General features: G+C 68.2%; 29 protein-coding genes. 15 read left to right on the top strand and 14 right to left on the bottom strand.

From position 1 onward, the window contains the following. Positions 1–208 precede the first annotated feature (208 nt). Complete coding sequence (locus ACQP0P_RS23825; protein WP_433381085.1) at positions 209–715, top strand: hypothetical protein; 507 nt, start codon at positions 209–211, stop codon at positions 713–715. Between the two features lie 23 nt (positions 716–738). Here ACQP0P_RS23825 and ACQP0P_RS23820 read toward each other — a convergent pair whose 3' ends face one another. Next, on the bottom strand, positions 739–1,455 hold the full coding sequence (locus ACQP0P_RS23820) for a GNAT family N-acetyltransferase (RefSeq protein WP_433381082.1): 717 nt from the start codon (positions 1,453–1,455) through the stop codon (positions 739–741). A 151-nt stretch (positions 1,456–1,606) separates the two neighbouring features. Between ACQP0P_RS23820 and ACQP0P_RS23815 the strand changes: the two genes are divergently transcribed. Further along, positions 1,607–2,338, top strand: coding sequence for an HAD family hydrolase (locus tag ACQP0P_RS23815; protein WP_433381079.1), 732 nt, complete (start codon positions 1,607–1,609; stop codon positions 2,336–2,338). A 125-nt stretch (positions 2,339–2,463) separates the two neighbouring features. Here the strand turns inward: ACQP0P_RS23815 and ACQP0P_RS23810 are convergent, their stop codons facing one another. After that, positions 2,464–3,438: a helix-turn-helix transcriptional regulator gene (locus ACQP0P_RS23810; protein WP_433381076.1), complete on the bottom strand. Its 975-nt coding sequence runs from the start codon at positions 3,436–3,438 to the stop codon at positions 2,464–2,466. Between the two features lie 136 nt (positions 3,439–3,574). Here ACQP0P_RS23810 and ACQP0P_RS23805 point away from each other — a divergent pair, with 136 nt between their 5' ends. Both ACQP0P_RS23805 and ACQP0P_RS23800 read left to right on the top strand, forming a co-directional pair. Next, the gene (locus ACQP0P_RS23805; RefSeq protein WP_433382026.1) at positions 3,575–3,970 is read left to right on the top strand and encodes a RidA family protein; all 396 of its coding nucleotides are present in this window, start codon (positions 3,575–3,577) and stop codon (positions 3,968–3,970) included. 76 nt (positions 3,971–4,046) lie between these two features. Further along, a complete protein-coding gene (locus ACQP0P_RS23800) occupies positions 4,047–4,469 on the top strand; it encodes a DUF488 family protein (protein ID WP_433381073.1) in 423 nt (140 codons plus the stop codon). Here ACQP0P_RS23800 and ACQP0P_RS23795 read toward each other — a convergent pair. Further along, a complete protein-coding gene (locus tag ACQP0P_RS23795; protein WP_433381070.1) occupies positions 4,372–5,010 on the bottom strand; it encodes an alpha/beta fold hydrolase in 639 nt (212 codons plus the stop codon). The two genes, ACQP0P_RS23800 and ACQP0P_RS23795, sit on opposite strands and share 98 nt — an antisense overlap. 203 nt (positions 5,011–5,213) lie before the next feature. Continuing rightward, the gene (locus tag ACQP0P_RS23790) at positions 5,214–5,819 is read right to left on the bottom strand and encodes a TetR/AcrR family transcriptional regulator (protein WP_433381067.1); all 606 of its coding nucleotides are present in this window, start codon (positions 5,817–5,819) and stop codon (positions 5,214–5,216) included. 90 nt (positions 5,820–5,909) lie between these two features. Between ACQP0P_RS23790 and ACQP0P_RS23785 the strand changes: the two genes are divergently transcribed. Next, on the top strand, positions 5,910–7,304 hold the full coding sequence (locus tag ACQP0P_RS23785; RefSeq protein WP_433381064.1) for an MFS transporter: 1,395 nt from the start codon (positions 5,910–5,912) through the stop codon (positions 7,302–7,304). Positions 7,305–7,359: 55 nt separating this feature from the next. On the opposite strand, the gene ACQP0P_RS23780 is transcribed toward ACQP0P_RS23785, so the two are convergent. Further along, complete coding sequence (locus tag ACQP0P_RS23780; protein ID WP_433381061.1) at positions 7,360–7,587, bottom strand: hypothetical protein; 228 nt, start codon at positions 7,585–7,587, stop codon at positions 7,360–7,362. 246 nt (positions 7,588–7,833) lie between these two features. Then, positions 7,834–8,223 carry a RidA family protein gene (locus ACQP0P_RS23775; RefSeq protein ID WP_433381058.1) on the bottom strand — a complete coding sequence of 130 codons (390 nt, stop codon included), beginning with the start codon at positions 8,221–8,223 and terminating at the stop codon, positions 7,834–7,836. A gap of 67 nt (positions 8,224–8,290) precedes the next feature. Here ACQP0P_RS23775 and ACQP0P_RS23770 point away from each other — a divergent pair, with 67 nt between their 5' ends. From ACQP0P_RS23770 to ACQP0P_RS23745, 6 genes are all read left to right on the top strand, one after another. Next, positions 8,291–8,893: a CGNR zinc finger domain-containing protein gene (locus ACQP0P_RS23770; RefSeq protein WP_433381055.1), complete on the top strand. Its 603-nt coding sequence runs from the start codon at positions 8,291–8,293 to the stop codon at positions 8,891–8,893. Positions 8,894–9,205: 312 nt separating this feature from the next. Beyond that, positions 9,206–9,553: an ArsR/SmtB family transcription factor gene (locus tag ACQP0P_RS23765; protein WP_433381052.1), complete on the top strand. Its 348-nt coding sequence runs from the start codon at positions 9,206–9,208 to the stop codon at positions 9,551–9,553. Further along, the gene (locus tag ACQP0P_RS23760) at positions 9,553–10,059 is read left to right on the top strand and encodes an SRPBCC family protein (protein ID WP_433381049.1); all 507 of its coding nucleotides are present in this window, start codon (positions 9,553–9,555) and stop codon (positions 10,057–10,059) included. The genes ACQP0P_RS23765 and ACQP0P_RS23760 overlap by 1 nt, the downstream gene beginning before the upstream one ends. Further along, positions 10,059–10,679, top strand: a complete 621-nt coding sequence (locus tag ACQP0P_RS23755) for a dihydrofolate reductase family protein (protein WP_433381046.1) — start codon at positions 10,059–10,061, stop codon at positions 10,677–10,679. Before ACQP0P_RS23760 ends, ACQP0P_RS23755 begins: the two co-directional genes overlap by 1 nt. A gap of 151 nt (positions 10,680–10,830) precedes the next feature. After that, on the top strand, positions 10,831–10,962 hold the full coding sequence (locus ACQP0P_RS23750) for a hypothetical protein (protein WP_433381043.1): 132 nt from the start codon (positions 10,831–10,833) through the stop codon (positions 10,960–10,962). Between the two features lie 155 nt (positions 10,963–11,117). Beyond that, a complete protein-coding gene (locus ACQP0P_RS23745) occupies positions 11,118–11,858 on the top strand; it encodes a VOC family protein (RefSeq protein ID WP_433381040.1) in 741 nt (246 codons plus the stop codon). A gap of 42 nt (positions 11,859–11,900) precedes the next feature. On the opposite strand, the gene ACQP0P_RS23740 is transcribed toward ACQP0P_RS23745, so the two are convergent. Together ACQP0P_RS23740 and ACQP0P_RS23735 are read right to left on the bottom strand one after the other, a co-directional pair. Next, a complete protein-coding gene (locus ACQP0P_RS23740) occupies positions 11,901–12,500 on the bottom strand; it encodes a hypothetical protein (RefSeq protein ID WP_433381038.1) in 600 nt (199 codons plus the stop codon). A 203-nt stretch (positions 12,501–12,703) separates the two neighbouring features. Then, a complete protein-coding gene (locus ACQP0P_RS23735) occupies positions 12,704–13,117 on the bottom strand; it encodes a hypothetical protein (RefSeq protein ID WP_433381035.1) in 414 nt (137 codons plus the stop codon). Between the two features lie 76 nt (positions 13,118–13,193). Here ACQP0P_RS23735 and ACQP0P_RS23730 point away from each other — a divergent pair, with 76 nt between their 5' ends. Both ACQP0P_RS23730 and ACQP0P_RS23725 read left to right on the top strand, forming a co-directional pair. Then, positions 13,194–13,712, top strand: coding sequence for a sensor histidine kinase (locus tag ACQP0P_RS23730; RefSeq protein ID WP_433381032.1), 519 nt, complete (start codon positions 13,194–13,196; stop codon positions 13,710–13,712). Further along, positions 13,709–13,963, top strand: a complete 255-nt coding sequence (locus ACQP0P_RS23725; protein WP_433381029.1) for a response regulator — start codon at positions 13,709–13,711, stop codon at positions 13,961–13,963. Before ACQP0P_RS23730 ends, ACQP0P_RS23725 begins: the two co-directional genes overlap by 4 nt. A 63-nt stretch (positions 13,964–14,026) precedes the next feature. Here ACQP0P_RS23725 and ACQP0P_RS23720 read toward each other — a convergent pair whose 3' ends face one another. After that, positions 14,027–14,728, bottom strand: a complete 702-nt coding sequence (locus ACQP0P_RS23720) for a TioE family transcriptional regulator (RefSeq protein WP_433381026.1) — start codon at positions 14,726–14,728, stop codon at positions 14,027–14,029. Positions 14,729–14,819: 91 nt separating this feature from the next. Between ACQP0P_RS23720 and ACQP0P_RS23715 the strand changes: the two genes are divergently transcribed. Continuing rightward, positions 14,820–15,986 carry an erythromycin esterase family protein gene (locus tag ACQP0P_RS23715; protein WP_433381023.1) on the top strand — a complete coding sequence of 389 codons (1,167 nt, stop codon included), beginning with the start codon at positions 14,820–14,822 and terminating at the stop codon, positions 15,984–15,986. A gap of 198 nt (positions 15,987–16,184) precedes the next feature. On the opposite strand, the gene ACQP0P_RS23710 is transcribed toward ACQP0P_RS23715, so the two are convergent. Together ACQP0P_RS23710 and ACQP0P_RS23705 are read right to left on the bottom strand one after the other, a co-directional pair. After that, positions 16,185–16,328, bottom strand: a complete 144-nt coding sequence (locus tag ACQP0P_RS23710) for a hypothetical protein (protein WP_433381021.1) — start codon at positions 16,326–16,328, stop codon at positions 16,185–16,187. Beyond that, positions 16,325–16,957: a class I SAM-dependent methyltransferase gene (locus ACQP0P_RS23705; protein WP_433381018.1), complete on the bottom strand. Its 633-nt coding sequence runs from the start codon at positions 16,955–16,957 to the stop codon at positions 16,325–16,327. The genes ACQP0P_RS23710 and ACQP0P_RS23705 overlap by 4 nt, the downstream gene beginning before the upstream one ends. A 202-nt stretch (positions 16,958–17,159) precedes the next feature. Here ACQP0P_RS23705 and ACQP0P_RS23700 point away from each other — a divergent pair, with 202 nt between their 5' ends. Next, positions 17,160–17,756 carry a helix-turn-helix domain-containing protein gene (locus ACQP0P_RS23700; protein ID WP_433381015.1) on the top strand — a complete coding sequence of 199 codons (597 nt, stop codon included), beginning with the start codon at positions 17,160–17,162 and terminating at the stop codon, positions 17,754–17,756. Between the two features lie 436 nt (positions 17,757–18,192). Here ACQP0P_RS23700 and ACQP0P_RS23695 read toward each other — a convergent pair whose 3' ends face one another. The 3 genes from ACQP0P_RS23695 to ACQP0P_RS23685 all read right to left on the bottom strand — a co-directional run bounded on the left by ACQP0P_RS23695 (position 18,193) and on the right by ACQP0P_RS23685 (position 20,297). Further along, entirely contained in the window at positions 18,193–18,744 is a 552-nt protein-coding gene (locus ACQP0P_RS23695) for a hypothetical protein (RefSeq protein ID WP_433381012.1), read from the bottom strand. Between the two features lie 19 nt (positions 18,745–18,763). Further along, positions 18,764–19,339, bottom strand: a complete 576-nt coding sequence (locus ACQP0P_RS23690) for a hypothetical protein (protein ID WP_433381009.1) — start codon at positions 19,337–19,339, stop codon at positions 18,764–18,766. Between the two features lie 163 nt (positions 19,340–19,502). Beyond that, positions 19,503–20,297 (bottom strand): TetR/AcrR family transcriptional regulator, encoded by a 795-nt coding sequence (locus tag ACQP0P_RS23685; protein ID WP_433381006.1) that lies wholly within the window; start codon positions 20,295–20,297, stop codon positions 19,503–19,505. Between the last annotated feature and the right edge of the window lie 84 nt (positions 20,298–20,381).

Here is a 20,381-nt window from a genome sequence, read left to right as displayed (position 1 = left end):
CGCCAGACGGAATCTGGGTTAGGTCATCTAACGAAATGGACATCGAAGCGATCTCGCCTCGGCACATAGATGCACAGATTCCAGACGAAACCGCGCGAATGCTCCACTGGACATAAGCAGCTAAGCCCTACGGTCCATGCCAAAACGCCCTCTAAGGCAAGTAACGTGAGCGTGTACTTGCCTTCACAGTATTCGGGGATCTTCAGGCATGTTGGCCACGTCAGGTGCACTGCCCCGGTACTACCAGCCTGAGCGGGCGGTGGCCGCCGACGAGTCGGTGTTGTGGGTGGTGGTCGATGAGGACTTCGGACTGCACGTCGAGGCATCGGCGTACCTGGCGAGACTGCGCGGGGCAGACCGGGCGTTCAACACCGAGAAGACCTACGCCGGCCGGATCGCCTTGTACCTGTCGTACCGCCTGGGCCACGGCGTGGACTGGTCGAACCCGAGCTTGGCGCAGCCGATGGGGATGATGCGCCGGCTGGTGGATGAGTCGACGCGGTCGCGCAGGCCGGGGGCGAGGGCGCGGTGTCTCAGCGAGGGCACCGCGAACGCGATCATGGGGACGGTCGGGGAGTTCTTGTCGTGGTGCTGTCTGCAGAACCTCCCCCAGCAGGACCGGCAATCCCTCGCCGAACTGATCAACCAGTTCGCGCACCAGGAAATCCACCTGACGGCCTGGGAAGCACCTGAAACCATGGGTCTCCTGGTCTGAGGGCCGCCGTGTTGATGCTGTGATCAGATTTTGAACATGGACAGGGGAGCGGTGCAGAGGGTCTGCTCAGCGCCGTACTCCTCGAACGTGCTGATGGGGCGGAAGCCAAGGCGGGCGGCGAGTTTCAGAGATCGCGTGTTCGCGGTCTGGGTCACGAGCAAGACCGGCTGGTCGGGGAGTTCGTCAGCCGCAACGCGCAACGCGGCCGTTGCGGCCTCGAAGGCGAACCCCGCTCCCCATGCACTGCGCCGCAGTACATAGCCCAGTTCCAGTTCCTCGCCATCCTCGGTGACATGCCCGGGGCTATCGGTCGACCGGCGGGCAAGCATCAATGTCCCGATAAGTCGGTTCGTCGTGTTGTCCGCGATGACATAGTTGCCAGGACTGGATGTCGCGTTGGCGGTTATGACTGCATCGAAGCGCTGCTCGACCTCACTCCGAGGCCGGGGACCACCGATGTATTTCTGAACCTCGGGATCGGTCGAGAGCTCGATGAATCCTTCACGGTCGGCATCGTGCAGCGCTTTGCGAAGCAGGAGTCGTTCCGAAGGGACTTCCGCGGCAGATAGCGTGCGCAATTGACTCATAAGCCCATGATCATAGAACACGGGACCTTGTCTGGGTCTGCCGCACTCGCTGCCTTGCTGGTGGAACAGCGGCGCCAGTTCCCCGGGATCGTCGGAATGCTGTCCGCTCCGACCGACTCGTGTGCCGTCACGCCAGTAGTCCAGGCCGTCCACTCCCCCTTCTCCATCGTCGTATTCGAGTAGATGAACACCTCGACACCCCGTGCCGTCAATGTCACTGAGCACTTCAGGTGGCGTGGTCCGCCAGACCGGGCGTCAAGGACCTCTCTGGCGTCAGGGACAAGCGCCACGAGATGATCAGCCTGTGACGGATGTGATTTTCTTCGATCTGGACGGCACCCTGGTCGATCATCGAAGCGCGGTCTTGGAAACGATCGGCCAGATCGTCCAGGCCGCGCCGAACGCGACGGCTCCACCGGAGGAGCTGGTGACCTTGTGGTGGACGCTGGAGGGCCGCCACATGCGGGAATACCTGGCCGGTCAGTGCTCCTTCGCTGAGCACCACCGACGCAGGCTCCGTTCCTTCCTGCCAATGCTCGGCGAGCCGGTTCCCGAAAGTCCTGGCCTGCTGGACGCCTGGATCGCCGACCGCTACCTCACCGTGTTCGAGGAGTCCTGGCGGAGCTATCCCGATGCCCAGCCATGCCTGGAGACCCTGAAACGGCTTCCCCGGGGACCGCGTCTGGCCGTTCTCACCAACGGGGACCCCGAGCAGCAGCGCGCCAAGCTCGCCCGCTTCGGCCTCCTCGAATACTTCGAAGCCATCCTGACCCCGACCGAGCTCGGTGCTGCCAAGCCCGTCGCCTACGCCACCGCCTGCCGGTGGATGCGGACGGACCCCGCGCAGGCGGTCAACGTGGGCGACATGCTGGAAAGCGACGTGACCGCAGCCGCCCTCGCCGGGCTCACCGGCATCTGGCTGGACCGCGGCATCGACTTCATCACCGGTGGACCATCGCCGACGGCAGGCAAGACGGTGCTCCGCATCGAACGCCTCACCGACCTCCCCGACCACCTATCACGCACGAACGCCTGACCGGCTCTCACGAACCTCGGCGTGGTTTGAGGGCGGGGAGTTCGGTCTTCTCCTCGATGGCCTTGAAGATACCTCTCGGCCTGATGGAGTCGGCTGATCTGTCTGCCCGCAGAAGGCGACAACTCTCAGGATGACACTTCGTAGCGGGTGGCGATCGCGGCGGCGCGGTTGCGCAGGGAGTCGCGCAACCACTGCGGGGCCAGGGCTTCCGCGTTCGTGGTGAGCTGCCACAGCGCCCATTCGGCGTGTCTCGGATCTTGGAAGGTCACCTCCAGCCGCAGCCAGCCGTCCGAGTCGGCTTCTTCGGCGAGGACGGCCAGCGCGGTGCCCACCAGGTCCTCCCGCCGCGCCGGGTCCACTCGTACCAGCACGGTGACCTGGTCGCCGCCGGTCCGAAACCGCGTGCTGCGCTCCTGCCAGGCCCGGTCCAGATCGACCCGGTCTGGCCGCTGTGCGGGTTCGGCGAGTTCCTTGGCGGCCAAGACCCGAGACAGCCGGTAGGTGCGGTCCGCGCCAGACCTCGTGGCCAACAAGTAGCCCCGGTCGCGTACGGTGACCAGGCCGATCGGGTCCACCGTGCGCCACTTCGGGATCTGGCCCGCAGCCGCGTAGTGGATGCGCAGCTTGTGTCCGGCGAACACCGCGCGCAGGACCTCGGCCGCTATGGTGTCAGGCACCTCCTCAGCGGCCAGCCGACGCGAGAGGAGATCGCTCTCCGGGTCGATGAGCAATCGCTCGGCCGCGCCGGCCGCGGTGTCCCGATAGCTTTCGGGTAGCGCGTCAACCACCTTGAGCATCGCCGAAGCGAGCGCCGAACCGAGGCCGAACGCCTGCGCGCCGCGCCGCGATCCGGCGACCAGCAGGGCAAGGGCCTCGTCGTGGTTCAGTCCGGTGAGCTCGGTCCGGAAACCGGGCAACAACGCGAAACCGCCGTGCCGGCCGCGTTCGGCGTAGACCGGGACCCCGGCTGCGGACAGCGCCTTGATGTCGCGCAGCACGGTGCGGGTGGATACCTCCAGCTCGCGGGCCAGCGCCGTCGCTGACAGCCGGCCGTGCTGCCGCAGCAGCAGCACCAGCGAGACCAACCGGTCGGCGCGCATACGAAAACTCTACAGAAATACACGACACAGGATGTCGTGATTTGCCGGGATGCTTATCAACATCACGAAAAAGATGGTGGCTACCGAGCCGATCGACGTACCTAATGTCGACGAATCGAATGGAGCTGACGTGGCAATGGAGCGAACGGCGATCAACCCGTGGGCGTGGTCGGTGGAGCTGGGGTACAACCAGGGTGAGATCGTCTCCGGGCACACCCGGACCCTGTACATCGCCGGGCAGACCGCGATGAGCGGTGACGGCAAGCCCCAGCATGCCGCTGACATGGCGGCGCAGTTGGCGATGAGCCTCGACAACCTGGAGGCCGTGCTCGGCGAGGCCGGCATGTCCCTTGCGAACCTCGTCCGGCTCAACGTCTACACCACCGACGTCGACCTGCTTTTCCAGGACTACGGCGTGCTGGCGTCGCGGTTGGGCGCCGCCGGGGCGGCGCCGACCACCACGATGCTCGGGGTGACACGGCTGGCGATCCCCACCCTGATGGTCGAGCTTGAGGGGACCGCCGTCGCGTGATGCGACCTCGCCGCCTCCGGCAGGGCCGCCGGAGGCGGCACGAGTAGCAGGCAGGTGGGTGATTCCGGTGCTCAGGATGGTGACAATCGGCGTCTATGGCTTCGGCGGCGAGTCTTTCCTGCAACGACTGCGGCACGCGGACGCCCGCCTGCTGCTCGACGTACGCCAGCGCCGCGGTGTCCGCGGCCCCGAGTACGCCTGGGCGAACCACGCCGGCTGCAGGCGGCTCGCCCATACTCGGATCGCCTATGAGCACCACCCCGAGCTCGCCCCGACCGCCGAGTTACGCCGGCTCCAGTACGCCGAGGATGACCGCCAAGGGGTCGGCAAGCGCTCGCGCCGCGACCTCGCTGCCGAGTACACCCGCCGCCACACCGCCGAGATCCTCGACCGCGCCGACCTCACGCCGATCGTGTCGGAGCTGCCGAGCAGTGGGACCGCGGCGCTTGTGTCCATCGGCTTGACGCGCGGTGGCTCGATGTCGATGTCGTCGACATAGTCCTCGCCCTTCTCCTCGGCCATCTGCGTGATGTAGGCGGCCAGCTTGTCGGCCAGCTCGACCAGCCGTGGGCCGTCGGCGGTCCGGGCAAGAGTCCGGCCCAGGGTGAGAAAGAAGTCGATGAGTCGAGATCGATATTCAGGTCGAGAATCTCCTGGGCGGTGAGCGACACCTGACGCGCGGTGCCCCACTCGGCCTCCTGCTGCGTCGCCAGGTCCTCCCACATTGCGCGGAACTCCGGCAGGACGGCCGCGGTGATGAACGGTTCGGGCACCGGGGTCGCCCCGTCGATGAGAACAAGTTCGGCGACGGTGCCAGGATGCTCGGAGGCATAGTGCACGGCCAGATCCGCGCCCAGCGAGTACCCCACAAGCACGGGCGCCGAATCCGGGCCGAGGCGTCCCGGCTCCGCCATCACGGCGACCAAATCACTAAGGAACGCCTCGAAGGAGTACCGGTCGGCGGCCGAGGCGAGGCCATGGCCCCGAAGGTCGAAGTTGAGAGGTTGCCCCTGCGTCAGGGTCAACCGTCGCGGCGACATGACCTCGGCTGTGCCGGGAGCTGACGAGCCTGCCCTGCCGCTCCCACTACTGGATCAAGGAAGGTGCGGTGCGGTGGAGCCGCCACCACACCGCGCGCGAGATCGCCAACAACCGGGTGCACGATCGCAGAGCTCGCCCTCTTACGGGCGTCGGTCTCGGTGAATCCCGGTAGCCAGTCATCAGGCACCAGGCGAAAACCGGCCTACAGGATCGTGCTACCTCGGTCTTTGAGGGGGGCGGCCAGAATGGACTGCACCGTCGTGGTGATGACGCGGGCGACTTCTTCTGTCTTCAGGCGCTTGGTGCGGTTCTCCTCCGCGGCGCCTTGCAGGACGTAGTGCACGACGTTGACCAGCCAGGTGATCGGCAGGTCGGTGCGGAACGCGCCTTCGTCCTGGCCGCGGCGGATGAGTTCCTCGACGCGCTGCGCGGGGGCGGCGTGCAGCGTGCGAATGCGCCCGGTGGGAAGAGTTCCCTGGGCCGCCGTCAACAATGCCGCGGATTCGGCCACGAGAGACCAGCTGGAGTCGAGCAACCGGGTCAGGGCATCGTGCGCGTCGCCGGTGAGGTCGACGGCCGACAGTGCCTCCTCGCCGGCGCGCAGTGCGTCGACCAGGGCGGCCTCGACCAGTTCTGCCCGGGTGCGGAAGTGACCGTAGAGCGTCATCCGGCCTACTCCGGCGGTCTTGGCGATGTCGTCGACGCTCGCGTTCGGATCACCGCTCAGGCTCTCGCGTGCCGCGGAGACGATGCGGGCGATGTTGCGTTCGGCGTCTGCGCGACGACGCGGGCCGGCGGCGGTAGGCATGTCATCAGCCTAACTCGTATTGGAATGTACGTGTTACTCTCACCATTAAAACTCGTATATGTGAGTACGAGTTATAGTGAGAGGTGCTCGATGACCCAACAGATCCACGACCCATCCGCGCACAGTGGTTCGGCCCATCCACGGCGATGGCGCATCCTGGCCTTCCTCGGGGTGGCCCAGCTGATGTTGATCCTCGACGTCACCGTCGTGGCCATCGCGCTACCGCACATCGAGACCGATCTGAGCCTGAGTCGCCAGGCCGTGACCTGGACGGTCACCGCGTACACGCTGACGTTCGGCGGCCTGATGGTGCTGGGCGGCCGCATCGCCGACCTGATCGGGGCCAGGCGGGTGGTACTCGCCGGCCTGCTGATCTTCACGGCGGCGTCACTGGTGACCGGCCTCTCCGATTCGGCCGGCATGCTGCTGGGCGGCCGCATCGCGCAAGGACTCGGTGCGGCGCTGCTGTCTCCATCAGCCCTGTCACTGGTGGTGAGCCTGTTCGACGGTGACGAGCGCAACAGGGCGCTGGGCGTCTGGTCCGCGCTCGGCGGTGGCGGCGCGGCCCTAGGCGTGCTTTTGGGAGGACTCCTCACCGCCGGCCCCGGCTGGCCATGGGTGTTCTACGTCAACGTGCCCATCGGACTGGTGATCATCACCGCTCTGGCCCGGATGCTGCCGCACCGCGGTGTCGCCGCACCCCGTCCCCGGCTCGACGTGCTCGGTGCCCTGCTGGTCACCGCTTCATCCGGCGCCCTGATCTATGCGATCACCCGCGCCGGAGACCACGGATGGTTCACCGCCACGACCGGCTGGCTCGTCCTGGCGGCCGGGATCGGCTACCTGGCGTTCGTAACAAGGCAGAAGAGCGCCAGGTCACCTCTGATGGACCTCGCACTGCTGGCTCGACGCCCGGTGGCCACCGGCACGTTCCTCATCCTGATGGCAACGGCCCTGATGATCGCGGTGTTCTTCCTCGGCACGTTCTACTTCCAGCACGCACAGGGCTTCGGCGCGCTGCAAACGGGGCTGCTGTTCCTCCCGGTCGCGGTGGCGACGATGCTCGGGGCCAACCTCACCGGCCGGGCCATCGCCACAGCGGGGCCGCGCCGCCTGGGCGTGGCCGGACTGCTCACCGCCGCGATCGGCATGGCCGTGCCCGCGTTGTCGATGCACCCCGCGACCGTGGTGGTCGGCATGGCGATCGCAGGCGCCGGGACCGGCGCGATATTCGTCGTCGCCTCAGCGACCGCTCTCGGTCAGGTGGCCCCCCACGAAGCCGGCATCGCCTCCGGCATCGTCAGCACATTCCACGAGTTCGGTGCCTCCATCGGAGCCGCGGTCATCTCCAGCGTCGCAGCGGCCAGCCTCATCACCGACACCCTTTCGGGGTTCACCAACGGCTTCATCCTCGCCGCGATCGCCGCAACCGTGGCGGCCGCCGCGGCCGCCGTCCTGACACCCGGGCGGGCCAGCACAGGCTGATGCGGGTCATACCAAGGGCCGGTGTCGAGCGTGGCAGGCCCAACCGGGCCGCAGATCAAGAATCACAGTGGATGCCGACGGTGACGGTGGAGTCGGTCGCGTGGTAGGTGGTGGCTCGCCCTTCGGCCGCAGTGCGGGCGGCGGAGTGGATGCGGCCGCGAACCGCGATGAGTTTACGTGGATCGGTGCGGTAACACAGGAACGGGCCACTCTCGGTGAGAGGGCCTTCGGGGAGACCGATTTCGAGAGCTTTGCGGATTTCGACCCTGTCGTCGCTGGTCATGGGGCGTCGCCCGAGCCAGTCCGGCCAGTCATTGAGTGATGTGATTCCGCACCAAGTGGTAGGGGCGGGGGCGGGGGCGGGACCAGCGGCTCGACCGCCGCCCGGACGGCACCTACCGCCTCCGGGCCCAGAGCGCACATGATGACAGATGGCCTCCGCCCGGTCGTTGCCGCCGGGTCACGCCCGGCAGCGAAACCGGGCCGACCCGACGACCGGTGGACGGTCCCGCCCCCGGCCCCGGAGCCGTCACACGACGGCGACGGCGTCGATCTCAACGAGGAACCCGAGGCCCAAGCCGGCCACGACGTGGACCGTGATGGCCGGCGGCGGATCGGCCCGGTTCCACACCTCTTGGAAGGCGGCCACGCCCTCGTCGAACGTGTGGCCGTCCAGCACGGCGATGCGCCAGTGCACGATGTTCGCCAGGCTCGCTCCCTCGCTCTCCAAAATGGTCGCGAGGTTACGGAACGCCTGCCTGGCCTGTTCCCCGACCGTGGGACCGACGACCTTGCCGTCGGCGCCGACGCCGTTCTGCCCGCCGATGTAAATCGTCTTTACCGGCTGTTCGACCACGACGGCCTGGCTGAAGGCCGGGCTGCGATGAAGTCCCTCGGGGTTGATGTGCCGTGTACCCATGTGTTGCCTCCTCTGACGATGAAACCGGTAAAAGGGGTTTCGTTACGACACCAGTTATAGTGGTTTCATGCGAGCGAGTACAACCGGACGGATGCTGCACGACCGCAAGGGCGGGTCGTTCTGGTTCGACGCCGGTGCCCTCTGCCTGGACTTCGCCCACACCGGGGGTGAGGGCCCGTACGCGGTGTTCGAGACCCTCCACGAGCCTGCCGACCTCGGTAAGTGGCTTGCCCAGCCGCCACTGGCCGCCGTCATGACGGCCCCCGTGACCGCCCGCGAGCTGACTGTGGCCAAGGCCCTCCGCCAGGCCATCTGGGACGCGGCGCACGCCCGGGCGGCGGGTCGTCCGCTTCCCGCCGGGGCGGTCACGACCATCAACCGGGCCGCGGCCGCGGCGCCGCTGATCCCCGAACTCGCCACCGACGGCACGACTGCCGGGTGGACGCCGCCGGTGCGGGCAACGCAGGCGCTGTCGATACTGGCGCGGGAGATGATCGAGCTGCTGTCCGGGCCGCTGTCCGGGCGCATTCGCGAGTGCACGAGCGACAACTGCCCGCTGGTGTTCGTCGACACCTCCCGCCCCGGCGCCCGGCGCTGGTGCGCGATGGAGCGGTGTGGCAACCGTCACAAGCTCCGGGCTCTGCGCGCCCGGCAGGCCACGGACCCGTGACGCAGCCTCAAGCAGGCCTCTGATCGCCCTGACCGCCGCGACCGTCGGGCTGGCGATGCATCGTTCTACCCCGGCCTCGAGCCGGCCACCACCGGCGTGCACTGGCTGACCGGGCTGCCGCTGGTCGGCGCGCAGATCCTGGTGGTTCTGCTGGCGCGATCGGTGCTGGTCATGGCGCTGTTCACGCTGGCGCGGCGCGGCGCTGGCTCCGGCTGCGGGATACGCGTTTCCCGCAACCGCCGACAAGGGGCACGATCGTCATCCGGCAAGACCCGCCTTGACGCATGCCGATATGGGCATATGATGGCGCCCATGGCACGAGCAGCGACGACGTCGGACGTCTTCAACGCGATCGCCGAGCCGCAGCGCCGGGAGATCCTGGCGCTGCTGCGGGCGGGTGAGCGGCCGGTGACCGAGTTGGCCCAGGAGCTGGGGATGACTCAGCCGGGGGCGTCCAAGCACCTGCGGGTGCTCCGGGAGGTGGGGCTGGTGCGGGACCGCAAGGTAGGCAAGCAGCGCCTGTACGGCCTTGACGCCCGCGGTCTGCGACCGGTCCACGAGTGGACCGGCGGGTTCGAGCGGTTCTGGAACGAGAGCTTCGACCGGCTGGACGCGTACGTGCAGGACCTCAAGCAGGCAAGACAAGAAAGAAGTGACTGATGAGCGAGACGGGACAAGGAGCGCCGGCGCAGTCCGCGACGGCCGACCGCGAGATTGTGATCTCCCGGGTCATCGACGCCCCACGGGAGCTGGTGTTCGAGGCGTTCACCGAGGTGCGGCACCTGTCGCGGTGGTGGGGGCCGGAGGGGTTCACCACCACCACGCGGTCCTTCGAGTTCCGCGTCGGCGGAGTGTGGGACTTCGTGATGCACGGGCCGGACGGGACGGACTACCAGGAGTGGATCTCCTGGACCGAGATCGTCCCGCCGGAGGGGATCGCGCTGTTGCACGGCGAATACCGCGGCGACCCGAACGCCTTCGAGTCGGTCCTCGCGTTCGCGCCCGACGGGGCGGCGACCCAGATCGAGATGCGCACGGTGTTCCCCACCAAGGAACTGCGGGACGAGGCGGTCGAGAAGTACCACGCGATCGAGGGCGGCCGGCAGACCCTGAGCAACCTGGCTGCCTACGTCACCGAGATCGTTCGGAAGGGAGCTGAGGGCTGATGGCCGGGAAGGTGTTCTTCAGCGTGTCGATGTCGCTGGACGGTTTCATCGCACCCGGGTCCCTCGGGGAGTTGATGGGGCGGCAGTGGATGGAACTGCAGCGGTGGGCATTCCCGCTGCGGTTCTTCCGGGAGAACCTGAAGCTCGGCGGGGGCGGCGAGGAAGGGCGCGACAACGACATCGCGCGGGAGACGTTCGAGCGCACCGGCGCGAGCGTGATGGGCAAGCGCATGTTCGAAGCCGGCGAGCAGATGTGGCCGGAGGAGGCGCCGTTCCACACGCCGGTGTTCGTCGTGACGCACGAGAAGCGTGACCCCTGGGAGCGGCCGGGTGGGACCACCTTCCACTTCGTCAACGACGGCATCGAGTCCGCGCTCGACCAGGCCCGCGAGGCCGCCGGCGACCGAGACGTCCGCATCGCGGGCGGCGGCGCGACGATCCTGGAGTACGTGAACGCCGGCCTGATCGACGAGTTCTCGATCGCACTCTCACCCGTGCTGTTCGGCTCCGGAATCCGCCTGTTCGACGGCGTGGACGCGTCCAGGGTCGCGCTGGAGCCGGTCCGCGCGGAGCCGACGCAGCGGGTGACCCACCTGACCTACGCAGTCCGGGAGCGGTAACCGTCTCGACCTCAGCGCTCCCCCGCCGAGGTCAGCAGCGCGGTGAGATCCTCGACGCTCTGAGCGTCAGAGCCCTCCCCGCTCGCCGGGTAGCCCCGGTGCATTGCTGCACCGGGGCTACCCGGCGAGCGGAGGGCCAACGTGCCTGCTCATGCCTGTGGATTTCCTCGCCGATCCGGCCACCAGCCTGTACACGCCCGAGCAGTGGGCGCCCAAGCGAGCCGAGTACTGCGACCTGGTGGGCAAACCACCTAACGCTGCCGACGCGCCGGAGCAGGGGTAAACGCTGAGAGCCGAATAGGGGCCCCTCGCATCTCGGTCATTGAGGTGCCCTCCGTTTCAGGATGGAGGAGCCATCTCCGATGCCGGGATGGCGAACGCCGGTTCTCCGCCGATCCATGCCCGCCGCCGCCACGGCGTCGGTTTAGGATCTCCGGCATGGCACTGCGACCTGTTCAGGTGAACATAAAGGCTCTTGATGGCTTGGCGGTCGGCAGGTTCTGGGCGGAGGCGCTCGGCTGGAGTGTTCTCAGACCCGGCGTGACCACCTACGTTGGACCCGTCGGCGGCTTCGTTTGGCCGGACCCGGTCGCCGTCTGCATCGACGTCGTTCCCGTCCCGGAACCCAAGACGACAACAAAGAACCGTGTGCACCTCGATCTCGCCACCACCTCCGCGGCCCATCAGGCGGACCTGATCGCGCGCCTCCAGGCTCTCGGTGCGACGCCCGCCGACGTGGGCCAGGGCAAAGTGCCGTGGACGGTCCTGGCCGACCCGGAGGGCAACGAGTTCTGCGTGCTGGAGCCTCGGGAGATCTACCGGGACACCGGGCCGATCGCGGTGGTGGTGGTCGACTGCGCGGATCCGCGGGCCATGGCCCGGTTCTGGGGTGAGGCGATGGACTGGACCCTGCACGAGGTGACCGACGAACATGCGGTGTTGCGCTCCGCCAAGGGTGTCGGCCCGTATCTCGAGTTCCTGCGCACGCCCGACGTGAAGACCGTGCCGGACCGCATCCATCTTGACCTGCTGCCCTACCCCGGTGACGACAAAGCAGCGGAGGTGGCCCGGCTGCGGGCCCTCGGCGCCACCGACCTCGACCTCGGCCAGGGCGACGTCCCGTGGACGTGCCTGACCGACCCAGAGGGCCACGAGTTCTGCGTCCTCGGCCCGTCCTGACACGGAGCCTTAACGACACCCCGACACGTGAGCCTTGTACGCTCATGCGCCATGGCCCCGGGCGGGGCGGGCTGTGGCGTCTCGGTCGATCCGGGCCACGGGGCGGATCAGGTCGGCGTGGGTCCGATGGCCACCGGCCCAGGTGACGACGGCATGGATGTTCTCGCCGGCGCCATCGACGGTGACCTGCACCCGCTCGACCACGGCGCACCGGCTTCTTGCGGTCAGCGGCGGTCGTCGTTGGAGCCGACCACAGGGCCGGGATGTCGTCGGCCAGGGCGCGGATCGCGGCCAGTTCGGCCGCCGACAGCCGCCTCGGGCGCTCGTGGCCGAACCGGGGCGTGACGAGCATCGGAACGAAAAGTCCCGTTGGTAAAGCTGAGTCGAGCGGCTTGCCGGGACCTTCCGTTGCTCGACCAGCAGGCCGGGCAGGTCGAGGACCACGTCCGGGTCCAGGGCCGGCTCGCCGGTGTCGGCCGGGGACAGGGCGAGTTGGTCGGGCAGGTTGCGAGCACCGGCGGCGTCCAGGATGCGATGGATTGTCTTGGGGGCGCCCGCGGCCAACCGGGCGGCCAGGACGTGCCGCTGACGGGCGTCGGTCTGCTTGTCGGTGGAGTGCCGCAGGTGGATGCGGTCAGCCATGCCCGGCATCTCCGGAGTGGGTGCGGGTGAAGGCGCGGGCGATGAGCAGGGCCCGGCGCGCACCGGTCGGGGCGTAGCCCTCCTGCTCGCGGGTGTCGCCGGCTCCACCGGGCCGTCGGCGGCGGCTTGGGCGGCTGCGGCGTTGAGGACGATCTCAAAGCCCCACCATCTCGCGTTGGCGTACACCGCCCTACCGTTGGCGTTCAGCTGCGTCTCGATCTGGCGAGCCCTGTCTTGGTCGGCTTGGGGGAGCCGGCTGGTCTGCTCCTCGAATCGCCGTCGGCATCGGCGTCGGGCGGCGGCACCATCTCGGTCACCGCCGCGACCGCCTCGCGCAGCGCCCGCCGCGGCACGATGGCGTCAATCGCCTCCCACACCTGATCCAGCCGGAGCTCCTCGCCGTACTCGGTGACCTCCAGTAGCATCTCCACCGCTGCGGCGAGCGTGGCCGAGTGCTTGGCCAGCGTGGGATGCTGGCGGGCCCGTTCCTTGCCCGCCGCGGTCTCGGCCTTGCCGAGCAGCTCGGTGCTGACCAGCAGATCCAGCATCTCCAAGATCACCTGCTGGCGCGGCGACAGCACCTCGTACAGGGTGTCGTAGAGCCGGTCGGTCCTCATCGCGTACCCGGGCGACCAGCCGGGCCAGCGTGGTCACGCAGCGTCCCGGATCACCTCCTGGTGCTCGAACGGCGTGTTGCGCCGCAGGGAAAGCCTGGCCGAGGCCCGGCGCTCCGTCGATGCGCTGCGGCCCGAATCATTGGAAACCGCGCGCCTGAGCGACGCACTCGCCGACGTCGCCGACCGGTGGTCGAAGCTGCACGGGCTCGCCGTCCAGGTCACGACGACCGGCACGGCGCGGCCGATGACACCGGAGGCCGAGTTCGCGCTGCTGCGCACAGCACAGGAGGCACTGGCCAACGTCGCCAAGCACGCGCACGCGACCAGGGTCGGGGTGACGCTGTCCTACCTGGAGCACGAGGTGGCGTTGGACGTACGTGACGACGGCGAGGGCTTCGATCCTGCGGGTCTTGAGGCCGACACGGCCACAACCGGCAGGTCACGGCCGCCGTCCCGCAGCGGCGGGTTCGGCCTGACCATCATGCGGCAGCGCGTCGAAGAGCTGTCCGGGACTTTGCAGATCGAGTCCGAACCCGGCACGGGCACCGGAATCTCCGCCTGCTTCCCCACCCTGCCGACCGGGAGCCACGCATGACCGACCACACGGCCGAGACCCCGATCCGATTGCTGATCGCGGACGACCACCCCGTCGTCAGGGACGGGCTGAGCAGCATGTTCGCCTCCGCACCCGTGGGCGAGGCCGCGGACGGCGCCACAGCCGTACGACTCGCCCAAGAGCTCCAGCTCGACGTGGTCCTGATGGACCTGCGCATGCCCGGCATGGACGGGCTGACCGCCATCACCGAGCTGACCAGGCTCGGCGTCACCGCGGCACCACCGCATTGAGAACGAGCCCCAACGCCGCTAACTGATCTTCCTGTCCTTCCCGATGGCCCAGACCTCCTATAGCTACGGCAAGCCGCCACCCGGTTGATCGCGAGCGCGGAGGTACGTGTCCAGGTCGGCGGCGCCCTTGAGCATGGCGCGGCCCCGGGAGGACAGGCGGGCGTGCCAGTCGCGCAGGGCCGACTCCAGTGGGGCGACGCCTCCGGCGGAGCGGACCTGGGCGATCAGCGGGGCGATCTGCTCCAGCAGGTAGCCGCCCCGCCTGAGCTGGTGGGCCAGCCGGACGTCCCGTACGTCGGCCGCGCTGTAGATCCGGTAGCCCGTCTGCGGGTCGCGGCGCGGCCGGACCAGTCCGGCGTTCTCCCATTTGCGCAGGGTGGCAGGGCGGATGCCGAGCCTCCTGGCCAGCGGGCCGATGAACGTGTCGCCGCGCTCCTGCGGCACGGGCGCCAGATCGCGGAGCGCGGCTTCGACGGCCTGGAGGGTGCGGCGGTCGTCGAGGAGCTGGCCGTGGCTCTCGTCGATGAGGCGCAGCGCGTCCTCGGTGGCACCCCGGTTGACCGCCTGCATGATCGACGTGGCCGTCTGGTGACCGTGCCCGGGCACGAGGGCGAGGAACGCGCGCAGGGCTTGCGCGTGCAGCGGCGTATAGGTGCGATAGCCGTGGACGGTGCGTTCGGCGGCGGGCAGGATGCCGGCGTCCTCGTAGTTCCTGATCGCCTGGGTGGACAGGCCGTGCTCGCGCGCCAGGTCCACTGGCCTCATGGATGCATCACCGATTTAAGGTTCGTCGCGATGAGAGCGGGGATTTTCGCGGCAAAGTTTACACCGAAAGTTCAACGATACCGTTGAAGGTATGGATATCAGGTACACAGCCCGGCCGCTCGACGGCGCGGGCGTCTCGACGTTCCTCCGGTCGCTTCCCGCCAAGCCCCTGCTGCTCGGCCTGGGCGAGGCCAGGCACTTTGTGGGGGAACTGGGAGAGCTGCGCAACGAGATCTTCCGGCATCTGGTCGAGCACGAGGGCTACCGGTCGTTCGCCATCGAGAGCGACTGCCTCAGGGGCCTCGTGGTGGACGACTACGTCACGACGGGCGCGGGCACGCTCGACGACGTCATGGAGCGCGGCTTCAGCCACAACTTCGGCACCTCCCCGGCCAACCGCGAGCTCGTGCGCTGGATGCGCGCGTACAACAAGGAGCATGACGAAAAGCTCCGGTTCTTCGGCTTCGACGGCCCGCTGGAGTATTGGGCCGAGAGCCCGCGCCAGGCGCTCACCGCCCTCCACGCCCTCCTTGACGGCCCGCTGCCCTGCACCATGGAAACCCTCGACGCGCTGCTGGGCCCGGACGATCGGTGGACGAACGAGGCCACGGCCATGGATCCGTCCCAGTCGATCGGCCAGTCCGTCGACGCCCAGCGGCTGCGGCTGATCGCCGACGACCTGGTGGCGCTGCTCGACACGCAGGCGCCGCGGCTGAGCGCGGAGGACAGGGAGCGGGCGGCGCTGTACGGGCGCACCGCCGTCGGCCTGCTCCGCTACCACTCCTGGATGGCCGACGCCTCCCCGGAACGGTGGACCCGGCTGTCGGCCCTGCGGGACGCGATGATGGCCGCCAACCTGCGTGCCGTCGCCGAGCAAGGCCCGGCCCTGGTTTTCGCCGGCAACCTTCACCTGCAGCGGAACAAGAGCCTCATGCCGTTCGGCGACCAGGCGCTGGAGTGGTGGAGCGCGGGGGCCATCGCCGAAACGCACCTGGGCGACCGGTACGCCTTTCTGGCCTCGGCCCTCGGCACGGTCGGCGACGACATTCCGTCCCCTGACACCGTCGAGGGCCTCCTGTCCACGCTCCCGTGGGACCACTCTCTCATCGACGCCCGCCGTCTGGCCGAGGCCGTCACGAAGCCCGCCCCGCGCATCTCCCACGATTTCGCCTATTTCCCGCTGGACCCGGCCCAGCTCGACATGATCGACGGCATCGTCTTCCTCAAACAGGCTGTCAGGCTGAAAAAGCTGGGTTGACAGGCGCGTGCGTGTCAGACTGCGCCGACACGCACGCGCATCAATCACACCCTTGGAACGTCCCCAACTACGGATTGGGAATTCGATGAGATTGATCTTGCTGGGGTCGTCGTACTTCGCGGAGGCTTCGAGCCGGCGGGGTGCGGCACCGGACCGCGCCGAACGCGGCCGCAGATAGGTCCAGCCACAACTGCGCGCTCAGCCGACGGCAGCGCCGAACCACCTGGGCAGCCGGCTGAGCAGTTCCTGCTGGTCTTCACCGACCGGGTGGCGTCGCCGAAGCGGGAGAGCCAGCGCGGCCCCGGAGCAGCGGTCCTTGACGCCGGCGGATGGTGTGGTCACCGGCGTCGGGTGGCGCGCACGACGACATCGTGGAGGGAGACCGCTCGGCCCCCGCCGGTGAGCGTGCGGAGGTGCTCTTCGGCGGTGACGATCTCCCACTCCGTGCCGTCCATGCGCGTGGTGATGGCCGCGGAGGTGGCCGACGCTTCGGCAGGCGGATGGTGCCCATGGCCGGTAGAGCCCGGGGTGTGCAGGTGCCCCACGATGAGCAGCGTGCCGCCGGGAGCCACCCACCCGGCGATGCGGTCGTAGAACTCCAGCTGGGGCATCGCCGGGTGGGCGTAGTGGGTCATGACCAGGTCGAACTGCGCGCCCGGGCTCCAGACGCTCAGATCCGCCTCAACCCACCGCAAGCACTCGGGGGCCCCGCTCGTCTCCGCGCGCTCGGCAGCGAGAGCAAGGGCCTCGGACGAGATGTCGGCTGCCGTGACGTGCCAGCCGTGGGAGGCAAGCCAGATCGCCTCGGCGCCGCCGCCGCACCCCGCATCCAGTGCCGTGCCCGGTGTCAGGCCGCTGGTCTCACGAGCGAGGTACGGGTTCGGTGAGTTTCCGCCCATGGATCCAGGGCCCCCAGCTCGCCCCTGTTGCCACTGCCGCTCCCAGAAGTCCTTGTCGAATCCGTGCGTCATAGGTCGTCCTCCTCGTTCGCGATGATCTCTCTCCGCCGTAGCCGGTGACCTCGTCGCGGCCACGTGCCAACAGCTTCGCCGGGCTCACCCACGCCGACAGATCGTGCACCCCCTCTGCGGGTGCGTTCCTTGGTTCGTTCTTCATGGTGCCGACAGAGAAGGCAGATATGCAAACGTTGTTGCCGAATGGCAAAATGGAGGGGTGGACGAAGCCATTGACCGCACTCTTGACGCTGTCGGACCGAGGTTGAAACGCCTTCGGCTGAATCGCGACGTCACGCTCGCCGACCTCGCAGAGGAGACCGGCATCTCCACCAGCACCTTGTCCCGGCTCGAGGCAGGCCTGCGACGTCCCACGCTTGAGCAGCTGCTTCCGCTTGCTCGCGCCTACGGGGTCACACTCGACGAGCTCGTCGATGCGCCGCCGACCGGCGACCCCCGCATCAATCTGCGTCCCATCCCCTGCAGCGACGGCTCGGTCATCCTGCCGCTGACCCGTAGGCCCGGAGGAATCCAGGCCTACAAGTTCGTCCTCCCGGCCGGAAGCGACGACGCCGAACCCGACCTGCGCACCCACGAGGGCTACGACTGGGTCTATGTCCTCAACGGAACGCTCCGCCTTGTACTCGGCGAACACGACCTCATCCTCAAGCCCGGGGAGGCCGCGGAGTTCGACACGCGCACCCCGCACTGGTTCGGGGCCACCGCCGCCGGTCCCGTCGAGTACCTGAGTCTCATCGGGAAACAGGGCGAACGCGCACACGTCCGTGCAGCACCGAGACATGGCCCGGCCGGGTAAGAAAGCTCAAGGACCTCACGAGAAGTAGCGATCCTGGGAACTGCCCGCTCGCGCACGCGCTGGAAGTCTCTGCGGGACTGCAGGAGCCATCGGCCGGCTGATCGAGGAGACCTCCGGCCGCCGATTGGGCTTGCTGACCATCGCCGAGGTCCTGGCAGAGGAAGTGGACGAACGTGACGGACTTCGGGCTCACATCGCCGCGCTGGAAGGGAAACGCAACAGATCCGGCCCGTGCGTCACACGCTCTTGGTGGCGAAGCGGCGCTGCACCGCCCCCATGGACACTCCGGCCTGCTGTGCCACGTCGCGAAGGGTCGCCTCCTTCGGGGCCGTGCCGGTCGATCGGCTCGCAGACCGCTTCGGCGAGGCGCCTTATCCTGATGTCGCCGCTGTGACGAGACCGCCGCCCCGGGAGTGGACGGCGGCGATCGACCTTGTCAGCCCGCGAACGTCACCGTTCCGTACTGGTACTGCGTCTTGCCGTTCTCGTCACCGCTGTGGTTGCGCCCCGTCATGACCTGGTTGAAACCGGCCTGCGTGGTGTGGCCGCTCTCCGTGTAGGAACCCGTCCACGTCCGGTTGGTGATGCGGACCTGAATCCCCTGCCAGTAGAGAGCCCCGGTCTTGTACTCGGTGGCGCCGTTCTCGTCACCGTGGTGCCAACGCCCGACGATCGCCTGGTCGAGCGGTGCGGAGAAGTTCGACCTGCTCTCCTTCATGTAGCCGTACCAGTCGCCGGTGAACACCTCCACCTGCACGCCGTCGATGAGGATCCAACTGCACTGGTAGGTGGTGTCGGCGTTCTCGTCCCCGTAGTGCGACCGCCCGGTCATGACCTGGCCCTCTGGGCAGACGGCCTCGCCCCCCGACTCCTTCACGGTTCCGCTGTAGACGTACTCGACCTTGATCGTCGCCGCCAGGGCCGGGACCGGTATGTTCAGCGCCGCGACGGCGGCGACCGCCAGCGCGGCGAACGCGAACTTCTTCATGTCGTCCTCCTTTCCGGAATCAGGCGTCGATGGTCACGTAGGCGTGCTGGTAGCGGGTGTTGCCGTTCTCGTCCCCGGAGTGCGCGCGACCGATCAGGACCCGCTGGGTGCCGGTCTGGTAGTTGTGGTTGCTCTCCTTGAGGTCGCCGGTCCACAGGGGGTCGACAAGCCGCACCGTCTGCCCCCGCCACGCCAGGGAGGCGGAGCGGTACCGGGTCCAGCCGTTCTCGTCGAGGATGTGCCGGCGCCCGACGAGCGCCTGGTTCGGCGGGGAGGAGTAGTTGGAGTTGCTCTCCTTGTATTCGAGGCTCCAGTCGCCGATGCTCACCTGCACCTGCTCGTCGTTGATGAAAATCCAACTACAGGTGTACGTCGTGTCGGCGTTCTCGTCCCCGCGGTGCGACCGCCCCGTGAGCACCTGGTTGGTGGGGCAGACGAACCAGGAGGAGGATTCCTCCTGGGTCTCGGAGTAGGCCGGCACGACCCTGATCGTCACCGCCGCCGCGGACGCGGCCGGTGCGGGCGAGACCACGGCCAGGGCCACCGCCGAAGCGGCCACCATCACGGCGTGTACTGCCTTGCTGTACGTTCTCATCTTCTTTGGCTCCTTTCTGCGTGCGAACACGTCCAGAGAGACGGCGTAGCGCAGGCCAAAGTATGAGTCGCGCACAGCGGAGACGGCGTCCGCCTGGCGGGTGATCAACCATCCGCCCGCTTGCGGACGACTCCTCGTCATCTGCCGGCGGAGGTCAGCCAACCTACCCACATTGGATTGATCCGGCGGGTTCTGATCCATCTTCCTGCCCCTCTCGGTGCGCCGGCACCGGAGGCTCGACCGCCCGCGGGAGGGCCGCGGCGATGCAGTCGAGGACGCGCTCCAGCCCGTACCGGAACCGCTCGTCGCGGCTCAGGTGCGGCTGGCGCGCCTCCATCACGATCTTGCTGAAGATCGGATATTCCTCGCTCTTCAGCAGCTGCTGGACACGCGAAGAGCTCCGCGCCATCCACTCCGACTCGCTGAGCCCGCTGCGGCGGACCTCCTCGGCCCAGCTGACCTCGTCGCGGGCCGCGCCCTCGACGTAGCCGTTCAGGATGGCCATGAGGCCGAAGTTCTCGTCGATGGAGACGTGGGCGTCGAGGGCTCCCATCACCCGTTCGATCAGTAGCAGCTGGTTGGGGCCGAAGCCGGGGAGCGACCGGTTCACGGTGGCGATCCACGGGTGCCGCAGCCACATGGCCCGCAGCCCGTCGGCGTAGCGTGTCAGGTCCGCGCGCCAGTCGCCGGAGGGCATGCCCTCGACGTCGATCTCGCCCATCAGCCGGTCGGCCACCAGCTCGATCAGGTCGTCGCGGCTCGGGACGTACCGGTAGAGCGACATCGCGCCCGCGCCGATCTCGGCGGCGATCCGCCGCATGGTGGCGGCCTCCAGCCCCTCGGCGTCGGCGACCCGAACCGCAGCCTCGGTGATCTGCGCGCGGCTGTAGGTCGGCTTCGGCCCGCGGGCCGGGCGCTCGGGCCGCATCCAGATGTTCACGTACTCGGCGTCGGTCACCGTTCCACCCCCTACTTGCGTACATAGTACCCAGTAACTTAGCCTGGCCGACATAACCGCGTACAAAGTACCCAGTGGAGGGAT

Source organism: Streptosporangium sp. CA-115845, from assembly GCF_050943795.1.
In the GTDB taxonomy this organism is placed as follows: domain Bacteria; phylum Actinomycetota; class Actinomycetes; order Streptosporangiales; family Streptosporangiaceae; genus Streptosporangium.
Note: the sequence above shows the minus strand (reverse complement) of the source record. Positions and strands in the feature narration are given on the sequence as shown.